Here is a 15,190-nt window from a genome sequence, read left to right on the forward strand (position 1 = left end):
CCTCGAATTCCACCGACGACAAGACTGGTTGCCGTCCTTGGTGAATTCCGACGAGTTCAATAGCAAGGAGTTCCCGAAAAATCTCCAAACGTTTCCGGGATTAGTCGTTTTCCGCAGTTGCCGAGGATACGAGCAAGGCGATTGGAAATTCTGCGAAGACATCCGCCGCCCGAAGCGTACCGTCATCCGCCGCCTGGAGTGAGCTGCGTGTATACATCGAATCCAATTGCCGTCCGTTGAGCGATGCTGGCAGGGAAATTCGCGTGTCGCCCCAGACCGCCTCCCCAAGCGGTGCCTGGAGATAATCCTGGGTGAGTGATGTCGTCCAACGCGGGGCGATGGCCAGGACCGCTTCCGAGCCATGAGTTCGGGCGAAACCAACGAGGTGTTCGGAATGTTTCCCCTCGAAGCTCAGTGGCTGATACTCGCTATCTAGAAACAAATTGGGAAACTGTCGTCGTGCACTGAGCGTTTCGCGGACCGAGTGCATTTTGATGCGACCATCCTCGGGGTGTTCGACCATTTCCCGCAGAAGTTCTTGACGCGATTCCTCTGAGCTTTCAAGACGAGTCACTAACTCATCAAGCAGTCCCTGACGAAGTTCGTAGTCAACCTCGCGACGATTGTCGGGGTCGACAAGTGCGAAGTTCCATAACTCGTCACCTTGGTACAGATCCGGCGTGCCAGGTGAAGTAAACTGGAATAGCGTCCGCGCGAGCGAATTCCAGAATCCCGGTCGGGCAACCCGCTGCACGAACGTTTGAACGTCATCGAGGAACAGCCGAGAGTTCTCGTCCTTGCCACTCATGGCTCCACGGATGAATTCCACGAGCGCTGACTCAAATTCGGAATTTCCGTCAGTCCAACTCGTACGGACTTTCGCCTCGCGAACGGCTTTGAGCATGTATTCCTCCATCCGTTCACGGAGGAACTCGATCACATCCGGATGACTGATCGGAACCGGTCCATCTTCCGCTGCCGTCACCGGCCAGATTCCGATCAGGTTCTGATAGAACATATACTCGGCGGCGGGGTCCGGAGCCGTCTTGTCTTGCACCCGGGATCGACGCGACCGGTTCAGTTCTCGCCACTTGTTGATGCGGGCGAACCAGATTTTCGGCCATTCGGAAAGCACATCAAGCCGGGCACGAACATCCGCAGTGCGTTTCGTATCGTGCGTGGTGACACACAAAATTGCTCGGGGCGCGGATTCCGCACGATAGGCGTTTCCTTCGTGGAAATGCGGAATTGCCTGCCGCAAGTCAGTATTAGGTTCACCACCAACTTCGTTCCGAGAGATCAACGGCACGTATGCATAGAGTGCGGTATCTTCGATCCCTTTGGCCGTTGCGGGCCCGGTCAACTGTTGGAGTTTCTCGATGAAATGCAGCCGCTCGTTTCGATCGTGTTCCGTCATTTCCAATGTGTCGCCGAATAGAAACTCTTTCAGAAAGTCGAGACTCTCTTGCGAGGCACGCTCGCGTTTTTCGGCTCCTCGGATGGCTGTCTCGATTGCCCAACGGTCATGCTCGCTGAGTTCGGTTTGATCGGTGGTGATATAGGTCCGGTAGCAAGGCAAAGCGACGCAAAACTCGACGAGCGCCTCCACAAGTTCCTTTTCTCGTAGTACCGAACTTTCGGGGTTCACCTGCGCCAAGCGGTGCAGAATGTCAGCGAGACGTCCCACAAATGCGGACAGGTCGGCCTTTAGAATTCGGCGTTTGCCCCAGTTGGCGACTTGCTCGAACTTCACCGGCCGCCCGAGCATCCGACGATAGCTTTCCTCGATCGCCTGATAACCTTCCGGCGATATGAACAACGACTCGATCTGGTTCAGCGATTCGTAACCTGTGGTGCCTGCACTTGGCCAATCGGCGGGAAGCACTTCGTCGTGCGCGACAATCTTCTCGACCCAGACAGGCACCGATTGACCGTTCGGTTCCTGTTCGCTGATGAGATCACGCAGACGTTCCAGGTATCGGAGTGGGTCACGAAGACCGTCGATATGGTCGATCCGAATGCCGTCAAGCAATCCTTCCGAAATCCATCGGGCAATGAGCGTGTGGGTATCGTCAAAGACTTCGGGATCTTCTTGTCGAATCGAAATCAAATCGTTGATGTCGAAGAAACGCCGATAGTTCAGAATCCGAGCGGCTCGTCGCCAATAAACCAAGCGATAATTCTGAGCACGAAGCAACGCCCGCAATCGTTTCTGGCCTTCCTCACCCGATGAAAACCGTTCGGCGGTTTGTACGGCCCACGCTTGAATCGCCGGCGACATCACAATGGTTTGTGCCAACTGCGAAAGCAAATCTTCCGTATCATCCAGCGAAAGTTCCACGTGCCGTTGACCACGTTCGACGCGGTTGGGTAGGGCATTGAGTTCTTCGAGAACGGATTGAATCTCCGTGAGAGCTGTGTGCCCCTCTGGAAATTGCTCCTCCAACTCAGGCATGCCGAATTGCAGAATCATGGGAACGGTCGCCGGATCGATTGGGTATGTGTTCTCCCAATACCGGATTCGAAAACGGCCCTGGTCCCAGTACACGTGGAGCTGATCTTGAGCCAAAACCCGTTGCAACGGCTCGCCCAGAACGGGCACCAGCACGCGGCCCCACAATTCCGAATGCGGCATCCGCCAGTCGATGTCAAACCATCGTGCATGCGGCGAACTGACCCCGTACGTGAGAACGTTCTCCCAGTACGGATTCTCTCCGCAAGCGGCCATATGGTTCGGTACGATATCCAGTACCAACCCCATCCCATGGGCCTGCAGAGTTTTGACAAACGTGCGGAAGGCGGTCTCATCGCCGATGTTCGGGTTCACCGAACGTGGATCGACGACGTCATAACCGTGCGTACTGTCTTGTCGGGCTCGCAACAGTGGCGAGCTATAGGCGTGTGTAACACCAAGCCGACTAAAGTAGGGAATCAGCTTTTGAGCGTCTTCAAACCGGAAACTTGAATTGAATTGAAGACGGTAGGTCGCGTACGGTCGTTCGGAATGACTCATTGAGGCACTCGTAGAGATAGTTTCTCGGCCAAAGAAGAAAATTCAGGTTTCAGCGATGACCCAGACGCAGCGTCACCAGGAAGGCTCCGCTGACGAGTTAAAAATTGAAAGTATCGATTTTGAACAGACGTCAAATTCACCTCGAACGGTAATCCCCGAGCCAAATCAATCACGGAGTCCAATCGATCAAATGCTTCACCGTCGGTCGGCGAGTTCTCTAAAAGTTGCATCGCCAAGGCGATTCGGTCTTCAAGCTCCGCCGCCAAACCGAGGCGGTCAAGACGGGTTTGCCAGGTCGAGGCTTTGTCGATGAGTCGCTCAATATGCTCAGCTTCCGGTTGCGTTTTCAGGGCCGTTCGGATCTCTGCATTGATGACGATGTCCGCCACCGCACGGAACGCTGCAGGGACCGGAACCGCTTGTTCGGTCAGAAAATGAATGAGCGGATCAAACGAATGGAACGTATGCCGATTCATTTCCTCAATAGAGCGAAGCGACTGACCGAGAAGCCGATCAAGAATTCGACGTTGCTCATCCCGAAAAAGATTTCGCAACGAGAATTGATTCTCAGGGAACGCTGATTGAATCAGACGAATGATACGCGGAACATCAGCCCTGGCAACGGCCTGTTTCAGTTGGCTTTCCAATTTGCAGTCGGCCTCGGCTTCAGCGAGACGCACACCGCCGACCAAATTCTGTTCACCAATATGGAAGCAGGCGAATGTCAGCGTTTGAGAATCGTATGTCAGACGACTGGCAACCTTGAGTCGCCCCCATGATGTTCGCGATCGTCCCGATGATCGTTGATGGTATTCTTCGCGATCGACGATGTACGCATCGATTTCGCTCGGATTCTCTTCGGTGATGTCGATCGGGTCCGGGCAATCGCAATCCGGCATTTCCTGAAACATGGAAGCCGCCGCATGGTGTGCAGCCACCGTTTTCAAGCTAACCCGTGTCGGCACGACTTGTTCTTGGTAGATGCGACCGCCATCGACAAGATCAGGGTCGTTGCTCGGTGCTTTGGCCAATCGCTGTTGGAAACCGTTGGATGCTTCCGTGTCGCCAAACAAATCCTCGGCAATTTGAATCGCTCGCTCGGCATACTGCATAATCTGTACGGTCTCGATCCCCGAAATTTCATCGAAGAACCAACCGCAGCTTGTATACATCAATTGGGTATGGCGTTGCAGTTCCATTAATTTGAGAACTTGGCCGGTTTCATCGTGCGATAACGGACGCGTCGCGTTCTCGGCAATGAATTCCTGAATCGTTTCATCCGACCGATTCAGAATGACGTCGATGTACCGATCTCGCGCGGTCCAGAGGTCTTTGAGCAAACCTTTTGCAACCTTTTCGCTCTGGCTGATGAACCGATCCCGCACCCAATCCAGTGCATCGCGGAGTGGCTTACGCCACTTCTGATGTGTTCCGCCGCGACCGGTGTTGCAACCACAGTCCTCCTTCCAACGCCCCACGCCATGAGCACAACTCCACGCCGTGCGTTCGAGGATCTCCACTTCCGGCAACCGTTCGTGCAATGCCAAATACTGCCCATAGTTCGTTAACTGCACATCGGCCCGGTCTTCGATGTACTGCAACGCATACGCGAGAGCCATATCACCGAAGCGATGATGATGCCCGTAGGTTTCGCCGTCGGTGGCAATATGGACGATCTGAGGCCAATCGCGTTCCGTCGAAAATGCACCAAGCAAACGCTGCGCGAAATCTTCACCGCGTTTCAACACCCCCTCGAACGCAATTCCCTGTGAGATCGGTGCATCATAGAAGAACAACGCAATCTTCTTACCGTTGGGAAGCGACTGGACATACGGGGTCGTCGGGTCAATTTTCGCTCCGGTCGCGTCTTCCCAGGAACCGTTCGGTCGCATCCGCACGCGAGATGCTTGATACGGCGAAAGTATCGTGTAGCGGATCCCATGCTCTGCGAGCAGACTGAGTGTTTCGATATCGACAGCGGTTTCCGCAAGCCACATGCCCTCGGGATCGCGTCCGAATCGCGAACGGAAATCGGCAATGCCCCAGCGAATCTGCGTGACTTTGTCTCGATAATTCGCCAACGGCATGATGATATGGTTGTAAACCTGCGCAACGGCTGAACCGTGCCCATCAAAGCGTTTCCGGCTTTCCTTGTCGGCGTCGAGCAGCGCTTGATAGACATTCGGGCTGCATCGCTCGAGCCAACTCAACAACGTGGGACCAAAGTTAAAACTGATTCGTGCGTAGTTGTTCGTCAACTGCGAGATGTAGCCGTCGGAATCCAGAATGCGTGAGAAGGCATTCGGCTCGTAGCACTCCGACGTGATCCGCTCGTTCCAATCGTGGAACGGGTACGCCGAGTCCTGAACCTCAATCGTCTCCAGCCACGGATTTTCGCGCGGTGGTTGGTAGAAGTGGCCGTGAATGCAAAGGTATCGCCGCATAGATTCCGTCTTTAAGCAAGCCAAACCGCGAGTCCAAGTCGCTTGACTGCGGGGGAGATTATTCTAACGAACTGGTGCCGCCGGAGCGATGGCGTCACGATTCCTCGTCAGAGCAATGAATGAGAAGGGCGGCAGTGTTATTGTCGATGATCCACTGGACTCAACGATCTGTGGTAGCGATTCGGACCGGGGACCGTTCCAACGTTCCTCGGCGGAGTCGAACACCAGCGACCATTCGCCTTCCGGAATCGGGATATTCACGTCCACGGAGTCCGATTCAAACGAGAAGATCGCCAGCAAATCGTGATAATCGGTCCAAAGATGTTCGAAGATCACACGCTGCGAACCAAGCGAAGAATACGCCATTCGATCGCGGGCGGGGAACATCAACGCAGGATGGCTCTTTCGCAGTCGGATCAGTGACTTGTAGAAGTCTAGCAAGACCGCATGCTCACCCTGTGATTTCAAGCTGTGGTCAAGCTTTGAACGGTTGAACGTCTCTTCCGACTGCGGATCCGGCGGTTCTTCGCTCCACTTGAAACTCGCAAATTCAGCTTTCCGGCCCTCGCGAACCGCTTCCACGAGACCTGGATCACCATGACTGACGAAAAACTGAAACGGTGCCGGCTCACCGTACTCTTCACCCATAAACAACATTGGTGAATACGGGGAAAGGAGCACGACTCCCGCGAGCAATTTGGCCGCTTCGTAGCTGGTCAATTCCTTTAGCCGCTCGCCGAGCATTCGGTTGCCGACTTGGTCGTGGTTTTGCGAGAAAACGGTGAATTGCTCAGGTGACAATCGGTCCGGTGTGTTTCCGTAGCGGCGGCGGCGATGCGGAGCATAAACGCCGTCGTACACAAAACCATTCTGCATCGACAGCAGCAAATCCTCGAAACCATCGAAATCAGCGTAGTAGCCGCTGCGTTCGGGGAGCAGGGTCGTATGCAAGCCGTGATGCAGTTCGTCCGACCATTGCCCATCCAAACCGAAACCACCGACACTCGGCGGACTACACAACCGCTGGTCGTTTAAGCTGCTTTCGGCGATCAAGTGAACTTGCCGATTCTGCCGTTGTCCTTCCAGATGACAGGCATCGCCAAGTTCTTGCAAGAATGGATACGCCGAGTTATCGAAAATTGCGTGAACCGCATCCAGCCGCAACGCGTCGATGTGACATTCGCCAATCCAATACAATGCACTTTCGATGAAAAACCGCCGGACCTCGTCAGCGTCGTGGTCGTCGAAGTTCAACGCCTCGCCCCAAGGCGTTCCGTACTTGCTAGTGAAGTAGTGACCGAACTGCCCGAGGTAATTTCCTTCGGGACCGATGTGGTTGTAGACGACATCGAGAATGACGGCCAACCCACGCTGATGACAGGCATCGACGAGTCGTTTCAGTCCGTCGGGACCACCATAAGTGTTCTGAGCCGCCGACGGATGAACGCCGTCGTATCCCCAGTTTCGGCCCCCGGGAAACTGATTGATCGGCAACAATTCGACCGCGGTGATCCCGAGATCGACGAGGTCATCCAAGTACGCAATCGCCCCGTCAAACGTTCCCTCGGGGGAAAACGTCCCGATGTGCAACTCATACGTGATGTATTTCGTTAATGGAATCCCATGCCAATACTGGTCGGTCCACTCGAACTCACGCGACGCAACCGCTGACGGCTGATGCACACCGTCGGGCTGCCAACGACTCAGAGGATCCGGCCACGAGTTTTCACCATTGATTCTGTAAAAATACTTTGTACCAACCGCCGCGTTCTCAAGTTCCGTGACAAAATAGCCACGCGGCTCGGGACGCATCGGAATAAACTCGTCATCCCCATCCTTGACGAGGTGCAGATCAATGGTTTCCGCCTTGGGTGCCCAAACACGGAATGTGACCCGGCCGTCTGGTTGCTGCAAAGCACCGATCGAAGCCGGATAAGTTGGATGCGCGGGCAGGATGTTAGAGTCGGCCATGCTAGGGTGAGCTATCTTTTTCGGTCTTGGAGATGGAAGTACGGCGTCGAACGACGTTCGTTACGATTCCCATTTCAGGAACACGATCCCCAACGGCGGCAACGTAAGGTTGATGGAATTCGGTCGGCCGTGGTACGGGATTCTTGCGGATTCAACACCGCCGAGGTTCCCGTGTCCGCTCCCGCCGTGTTCGGTGGCATCGCTATTGAGAATCTCTTTCCAGAAACCCGGTTTCGGTACGCCAACACGGTAATCGTAACGCGGAACAGGCGTGAAGTTGGCCACGACGATCACTTGATCCTCCGGCTGACTGCCTTTTCGCAAGAAGCTTAGCACGCTGCTTTGCGAATCGTTCGCGTCGATCCATTCGAATCCTTGTGGCTCGCAATCGAGTTCATGGAGTGCCGGTTCGCCTCGATAGTATCCGTTGAGCGAACTGACCCACCGCTGAATGCCGGCGTGTTCGGTCTGGGCCAGCAGATCCCATTGTACTTCTCCATCATGCTGCCATTCGCTCCACTGAGCGACTTCCGCCCCCATGAAGAGTAACTTCTTCCCAGGTTGTGCATACATATAGCCGTACAACAACCGTAGGCTCGCAAACTTCTGCCAATCGTCGCCCGGCATCTTATTGAGCAGCGATCCCTTTCCATGCACGACTTCATCGTGGGAAAGCGGCAGCACGTAGTTCTCGTTGAAGGCATAAACCGTGCGAAACGTGAGTTCGCCATGATGGTACTTACGGTAGATCGGCTCATGGGCCATATACCGCAGGGTGTCGTGCATCCACCCCATATCCCATTTCATTCCGAAACCCAAGCCGCCCAAGTGAGCCGGTCGCGACACCATCGGCCATGCGGTGGATTCCTCCGCAATCGTTTGCGTGTCAGGGAACCGCTCGTAAACACTTCGGTTCAACTGCCGCATGAAGCTGATCGCGTCCAAGTTCTCACGCCCGCCGAATTCATTGGGAATCCATTCGCCATCTTTCCGGGAGTAATCCAGGTACAACATGCTGGCGACGGCATCGACTCGGAGGGCATCAATGTGATACTCCTTGAGCCAGAAAATCGCATTCGACAGCAGGAAGCTCCGTACTTCGTTGCGACCAAAATTGAAAATGTAAGACTTCCAATCCGGATGGAATCCCTGACGTGGGTCCGCATGTTCGTAGAGGTGCGTTCCGTCGAAATATCCCAGCCCGTGTTCGTCATTCGGGAAGTGTGAGGGCACCCAGTCGAGAATCACGCCGATCCCGTTTTGATGCAGCGTGTCGACAAGATATTTGAAATCCTGCGGTGTCCCGTACCGGCTGGTCGGTGCGTAGTAACCGGTTCCTTGATAGCCCCACGACCCGAAGAACGGGTGCTCCATGACAGGCATGAACTCAACGTGCGTGAAATTGAGTTTCTTGCAGTGTTCCGAAAGTTGCTCCGCCATCTCACGATAGCTGAGCGATCGCCAACCGTCCTCGGCAACCCGCTTCCAAGACCCGAGGTGCACCTCATAAATCGACATCGGAGCGGTCAGCGAATTTCGTCCTCCGCGGTACTGCAGATACTCATCGTCGTTCCACTCGTACGAGAGGTCCCAAACGATTGACGCAGTTTTCGGAGCCACCTCGAAGAATGCCCCGAACGGATCGGCTTTATCAACCGAGTAGTTATTGACGCGGGACTCAATGTGATATTTATAAAGCGTTCCGCTGCCGACGCCGGAGATAAACCCTTCCCAGATACCGGAACTTCCACGGGGACGTAGTTCGTGGCTGGTTTTGTTCCAGTCGTTGAACATCCCCACCACGGAAACGGTTTTCGCATCGGGCGCCCAGACGGCAAAGTACACGCCCGCGATACCATCTCGCTCGATCAAATGCGCACCGAGCTTCTCGTCGAGGTCAAGATGCGTCCCTTCGTTGAACAAGTGGATGTCGTCATCCGAGAGCAACGAAACATCGTAACGCACGGGATTGGCGGTTGTGGATGAACTCATAATTTCCTTCGCCGATCATTCCTAAACAGATAATTGATTCTAAGGTGTTCGTGAAGCTCTCAGCTTGTCGATTCGCTGTAGCGATTCCACAACAGCGGGGTCGCTGGAGAATTCTTCGAACGTTCGCTGTGCACGGCGTCGCCAGTTCGGGCGGACATCGCCTGTGGTTCCCGGAACGTTTTGCGGCTGGGTTTCGAGGAACAAATCCTCTTGGTTAACGATCAGGAACTCCGCCGGACTCGCCGCGAAGAACTCGTGTAATGCCTGGATGACTTCGGCTGCTGACACGTTAGCATCCTCATCCGGCCAGGCCGGTTCCTGGATCGGCCGTTTGCCTCGCATCCACCGCGTCAGTTGTCGCTTCAAATCACTTCGCTCGCGTTGTTCCCGATCGACTGTTTCCGAGTCGATCAAGCCAAGATCGTGCCGATCGAGGATGTCCAATCCTTCCCACCAGGCGGCAAATGGTGGCATGTCGTGTGTGTTGATGCAGGTAATGCAACCGGCCGGCACCTGACCAATCAGGTCGTCTTGATCACTTTGCAATTGATACTGCAAGACGAACATCTGCGCCACACCATGCCGTTCGAGAGCTTCGTTGACTCCCGGTGGAACGGTGCCCAAATTTTCCCCGATCACACAGGCTTCGTGCCGATGCGACTCAACGGCCAACACCGCATACCACTCTTCGGGTCGATACCGCACGTACGCCCCATCCGATGCCGAAACACCTTCCGGAATCCAATAGAGACGGTGCAAACACATGACGTGATCGATTCGCAACTGCCGAGAGAACTGCATATGATGGTGCAGATAATCCCGCACATGCCGATAACAATCTTCGCGAAGTCGTTCAGGATGCTGCGGTGCGAACCCCCAGTTCTGTCCCTTCGTGAACATCATGTCCGGCGGCGCACCGATATGAGCACCGTTGGCGTAGACGTGCTGGAATCGCCACACGTCATAACCATCAGGACGGACGCCAAGCGGCAAATCGAGATACAAACCGGTCCCGGTCGCTTCTGCGGCGACCGAAAGGTGAGCCAACTGTTCGGTGGCCAGAAACTGAGCATATAAGTGGTAGCGGAAGCGTTTCTCGTCGTAATCGGACTCACTAAGTTGGCCACTTCGCCGTGGCTCATCCCAGTCCGTCCAAGATGTGCGTGTCGTTTCCTGAGTTGCCCGAAACTGAGCATAGTCATCCAAAAGCGGATGCGATTCCCGTCGTTGCATCAGTTCCTTGTACCGCTCGCCTTGATCTCGAAAGACCTTATCGGCGAGTAATTCCAGCACCTCGCGTTTGAGAGCCATCAGCCCGCGATAATCAACGAGCTTTTTCTCACGGATTTCACGCAGACGATCTTGATAGTCTTGTGACTCGACGAGTTCCTGCGCTTCCGGGCAATCTTTGTAGTCCGGGATTGCGTGAATATCGAGGTAAATCTCGTTCCAAAACAAACGGCTCACGGGCGCGTATGGACTGGGATCACACGGGTCGTCCAAGTAGCTGGAGAGCAGCGGTAGCGAGCCCGTCATGCCACCACCGAGCCCGCCGGACCATTCCGCCATGCGTTCCAAGTCCGAATAAGCACCGGCTCCCCAAGTGTCCTCAGTGACCAGCGAATAGACTGGCAGGAACACGCCCCACACGTGCGACTTCGTTGCATTAACGCGGTCGGTTGGTGCGAAACATTTCAAAGGCGCATAAATGATCTGCGTCGTCCAGGAATGCCCACCAACCTCCAGCTGCAAATGGTGGTAGCCGAACGGAAGTTCGATATCGAGAACGAACTTGCGGGCGACATAGCCTTCCGGAAGCGAATCATCGAAGTATGTCGGGTCTTGACTCCAATCGACCGCCATCGGTTCCAGCGTGGAGAGATCGACAGTTTCAAGCAGTGTTTTGTCGAACTCTGTCGTGATCGTCACCTGACCAGTCATCGTCGCCAACGATTCCGGCAGAGTCAGTCGGGCGGAAAGCGGCTCATTCTCCCAGACGACAGCAACGGTCGGTAGTCCTTGCTCGGCCAGTTTGCGTCGTTTCTCGTCAAGAAGTTCCACTGCATCCTCGGATGAACTCACGTTCGCACCGAGCGCGTTCAAGACTGCCAGAAGAGATTTCTCAGAGACGTGCTGGGTCTGCCCACCCACATCCATGTAGGACAATTGCACGCCGAACAGTGCGGCGAGTTGCTCTAAAGCAGGTCGTTGAGTGAGTGGAGTTGATGAGGTTGACATGCAGTGAATCGCAAGAGTGGTTCGAAGAATCCGTTATGAGTTTGGTTCAATTCCGTTTTCAGGCTTGTTCAAAAATACCCGAAGTTACCAGGTCGCATCGTTGCCGTTTCCGACTCGCCTAGAACGCTACGCCTCCAAAAGATCGATGATGGCCACCAAAGGAATCTGAACCCAATCGGGACGGTTGTTGAGTTCGTATCCCAATTCGTAGATCGCTTTTTCCAAAATATAGGCATCGAGCAGAACTTGGATTCCTTCTTCCGTTTGGGGGAGAAATTCTCCGGAAGTTGCCGACGCCAGGTAACTCTTGAGATACGCTGTCACACACCAAGCATACCAGAATTGCATCCAGCGTTCAGCGATGTCTCCGGCTTCTGGCCCCGTCGGTCCACCTGGCACTTGACCGAACCGAGCGGCAAACGATGCATAGTGCAGCGAGCGAATCATGCCCGCTACGTCTTTGAGTGGTGTCTGCTTGATTTTGCGTTCGCCGATCGTGCGATCAGGCTCGCCTTCGAAGTCGATAATCACGAAGTCTCGACCGGTGTAGAGCACCTGACCCAGGTGATAGTCACCATGACACCGGATCCGCTGGGCCGCAATCTTGGTTTCGGCAACCGCTTTGTAGCGATCCATCAATTCCGTTTCCCCTGCCAGCACTCGGTCGGCCAATGGCAGAAGTTCGTCGCTGAGATTAGACCGTTGCTTCTTGAGGAGCGTCATAACCTTCCGTACGCCCGCCCGCATCGACTGATATAAACTCCGTTGGTAAAGCTTCGTGAATCCTTCGGGGGCAAACGCTGGGTTGCTGCGATTCGACGCCAGTGCCAAGTGCATCTCCGCCGTTCGCTGTCCAAGCAGTTCGACGCTTTGCAGGTACGGCGAAATGAGGTCATGGGCGAGGTCGGGGATATCCTTCCGCGTGGACTGCAGCATTTTTCCTCGTGGAAGCGTTGCTTTCGCTCCCGAAGTCTCCACCTCCGCCGACTGCAATCGTTCGTAGTACCGACCGAGTTCATCGAGAGTGTAGACCCAGGCATCTCCCTCATTCGGCACGAAACCTTGCATGATCGCCAAGGTCATGGCCTCGTCGCGGTTGCCCTCGAACTCCAATGAACCGGCCAATGGTGCAACCGGTGCTTGGAATTCGTTTTCGGGATCGCTGTTGAATTCCGATAGAAACTGACTGATTTCCAAGTCGGGATTGACTCCTGGTGCAATCTTCCGGAACAACTTCAGAATCATTGAGTCGCCAAAAATCGCGGACGTATTGCTTTGTTGACCGCCATGAACAGACGGCTCCGGTGACTCGCCGAGTTCGCTGCTCAATGCGGCGAACTGATCCGAAGCGGCGCCGCGGAATTCTCCCCGTGCGGTTGACAGAAGCTGTTGGTCTTTGATGTGCGCAAACAACGGCTGCCAGAACTCCGATTCCCAGACCGCTTCGCACAGGGTACGAACTTCGCCCGTGCTGGTGTTCTCCACTTCCGCCAATTTGGCACGCGGATGGTCGCCAACAATGTTCCGTGCTCGTTCTTCATCCGCAAAAATCAGCGGCAACATATAACGTTCGGGTTCGCCTTCGGTGTATTCGACCCGGACAACGATAACCGCAATCGGCTCGGTTTCCGAATCCCCCAACGGGATGGACTCTTCAACCTTGACGGTCTGGATCGTCCGTGCTTTGCCACCGAACCAGCGATGTCGAGGCAACCAACTGGCGAGTGCGTTCTCGAACGCTCCCGGTTTGGATTTCGCCAACAACGTTGTCCAGTCTTGCGAAACTCGCAAACGAGGAGCCCCCGTCACATCCGCTTCGTCGACTTCGCTATCCTTCCAACTCAGTTTGAACCAATAAAAACCGTAGGGACCGAGTGACAAGAAGTAAGGCAACTCTCCGATCGGTGGAAAGTCGGTTTTCCCGAACAATTCGGTCGGAGTTCGTCCGCGAAAGCGTGACAAATCCAATTCGGCACACTGGGTGAAACGGGAGAGATTCGCGACCACGAGAATTGTCTCGTCTTCCGACTCCCGAATGTATGCCAAAACTTTCGAGTTATCCGGCTGAAGAAACTCAAGACGTCCACGCCCAAAGACTTGGTGATCACGGCGGAGATGAATGATTCGCCGCATCCACCACAATTGGGAATGCGGACTGTTCGCCTCCACTTCGACGTTGATACTCGAATAATGGTATTCGGTATCAATGATGACCGGTAAGTACAGCCGCTGCGGATTGCACTGGGAGAACCCCGCGTTTCGGTCGGGGCTCCACTGCATCGGCGTTCGCACGCCATCGCGGTCGCCTAGGAAGATGTTATCGCCCATCCCGATTTCGTCGCCGTAATAAACGACCGGCGTTCCCGGCAACGACATCAACAATCCATTCATTAATTCGATCTTCCGCCGGTTGTTCCGCAACAGCGGAGCCAGCCGACGACGAATCCCGAGATTCACGCGGGCTCGCGGATCTTCGGCGTAAGCGCGATACATATAATCGCGTTCTTCGTCTGTGACCATTTCGAGCGTCAACTCATCATGATTCCGCAGAAAGATCGCCCACTGGGATGTCTCTGGCAGTTCCGGAGTTTGCTCGAGGATGTCGATAATCGGAAACCGATCTTCCCGTTCAACCGCCATATAGAGTCGCGGCATGAGCGGGAAGTGAAAGTTCATTTGGCACTCATCGCCGTCGCCTTCACCGAAATAAGCGGCGGCATCCTCGGGCCATTGATTCGCCTCGGCGAGCAACATGCGATCGCCGTACTTCTCGTCGACATGCGACCGCAGTGATTTCAGAAACTCGTGTGTTTTCGGCAGGTTCTCGCAATTGGTTCCTTCCTCCTCGAAAAGGTACGGAATGGCGTCCAATCGAAGACCGTCTACACCCATGTCCAACCAGAAATCTACGGCATCGAACATTGCCTGTTGAACGGCTGGGTTTTCGAAATTCAAGTCCGGTTGATGGGAGTAGAACCGATGCCAAAAATAGGCATTCGCAACCGGATCCCAAGTCCAGTTCGACGACTCAAAATCTTGGAAGATGATCCGCGCATCTTGGTAGCGATCCGGTGAGTCCGACCACACATAGTAATCACGCCATGGACTGCCCGGTTTCGCTTGGCGAGACTTCTGAAACCACTCGTGTTGGTCGGACGTGTGGTTCATCACCATCTCGGTGATCACTCGGATGCCCCGTTCATGGGCGGCTTCCAGGAACCCGCGAAAATCACGAAGCGTGCCGTAATTCGGATGCACGCCCCGATAATCGGACATGTCGTACCCGCCATCACGCAACGGCGACGGGAAGAACGGCAGCAACCAAATGGCGGTCACACCGAGTTCTTGAATGTAGTCCAGCTTGGAAGTCAGGCCGCGAAAGTCACCGATTCCATCACCATTGCTGTCCGCAAACGCACGGACGTGAATTTGGTAAATGATGGCGTCTTTGTACCACTGAGCTTGACCGGCTGTCGTGTGCGTCTCGGCTAAACGGGGCATGGAGTCGATTCGAATTGAGGGTTGGCTCGGA

At 54.7% G+C, this 15,190-nt stretch carries 6 protein-coding genes; all 6 read right to left on the reverse strand.

Going from position 1 to position 15,190, the window contains the following annotated elements; all coding sequences use genetic code 11:
* Nucleotides 1–100 precede the first annotated feature (100 nt).
* Entirely contained in the window at nt 101–3,013 is a 2,913-nt protein-coding gene (gene treY / locus G6R38_RS00135) for a malto-oligosyltrehalose synthase (protein WP_166819671.1), read from the reverse strand.
* On the reverse strand, nt 3,010–5,457 hold the full coding sequence (locus tag G6R38_RS00140) for a DUF3536 domain-containing protein (RefSeq protein WP_166819672.1): 2,448 nt from the start codon (nt 5,455–5,457) through the stop codon (nt 3,010–3,012). The genes treY and G6R38_RS00140 overlap by 4 nt, the downstream gene beginning before the upstream one ends.
* 63 nt (nt 5,458–5,520) lie before the next feature.
* Nucleotides 5,521–7,428, reverse strand: coding sequence for a malto-oligosyltrehalose trehalohydrolase (treZ, locus tag G6R38_RS00145; protein WP_166819673.1), 1,908 nt, complete (start codon nt 7,426–7,428; stop codon nt 5,521–5,523).
* A 60-nt stretch (nt 7,429–7,488) separates the two neighbouring features.
* Complete coding sequence (gene glgB / locus G6R38_RS00150; RefSeq protein WP_166819674.1) at nt 7,489–9,420, reverse strand: 1,4-alpha-glucan branching protein GlgB; 1,932 nt, start codon at nt 9,418–9,420, stop codon at nt 7,489–7,491.
* 39 nt (nt 9,421–9,459) lie between these two features.
* A complete protein-coding gene (malQ, locus tag G6R38_RS00155) occupies nt 9,460–11,658 on the reverse strand; it encodes a 4-alpha-glucanotransferase (RefSeq protein ID WP_166819675.1) in 2,199 nt (732 codons plus the stop codon).
* Nucleotides 11,659–11,784: 126 nt separating this feature from the next.
* Entirely contained in the window at nt 11,785–15,159 is a 3,375-nt protein-coding gene (gene treS / locus G6R38_RS00160) for a maltose alpha-D-glucosyltransferase (RefSeq protein ID WP_166819676.1), read from the reverse strand.
* Nucleotides 15,160–15,190 lie beyond the last annotated feature (31 nt).

This window comes from Thalassoroseus pseudoceratinae, from assembly GCF_011634775.1.
Taxonomy (GTDB): domain Bacteria; phylum Planctomycetota; class Planctomycetia; order Planctomycetales; family Planctomycetaceae; genus Thalassoroseus; species Thalassoroseus pseudoceratinae.

What these genes read in the sequence shown, in the direction of transcription:
- treY (WP_166819671.1), bottom strand. Translation starts at nt 3,013, where the DNA reads ATGAGTCATTCCGAACGACCGTACGCGACCTACCGTCTTCAATTCAAT.
- G6R38_RS00140 (WP_166819672.1), bottom strand. Translation starts at nt 5,457, where the DNA reads ATGCGGCGATACCTTTGCATTCACGGCCACTTCTACCAACCACCGCGC.
- treZ (WP_166819673.1), bottom strand. Translation starts at nt 7,428, where the DNA reads ATGGCCGACTCTAACATCCTGCCCGCGCATCCAACTTATCCGGCTTCG.
- glgB (WP_166819674.1), bottom strand. Translation starts at nt 9,420, where the DNA reads ATGAGTTCATCCACAACCGCCAATCCCGTGCGTTACGATGTTTCGTTG.
- malQ (WP_166819675.1), bottom strand. Translation starts at nt 11,658, where the DNA reads ATGTCAACCTCATCAACTCCACTCACTCAACGACCTGCTTTAGAGCAA.
- treS (WP_166819676.1), bottom strand. Translation starts at nt 15,159, where the DNA reads ATGCCCCGTTTAGCCGAGACGCACACGACAGCCGGTCAAGCTCAGTGG.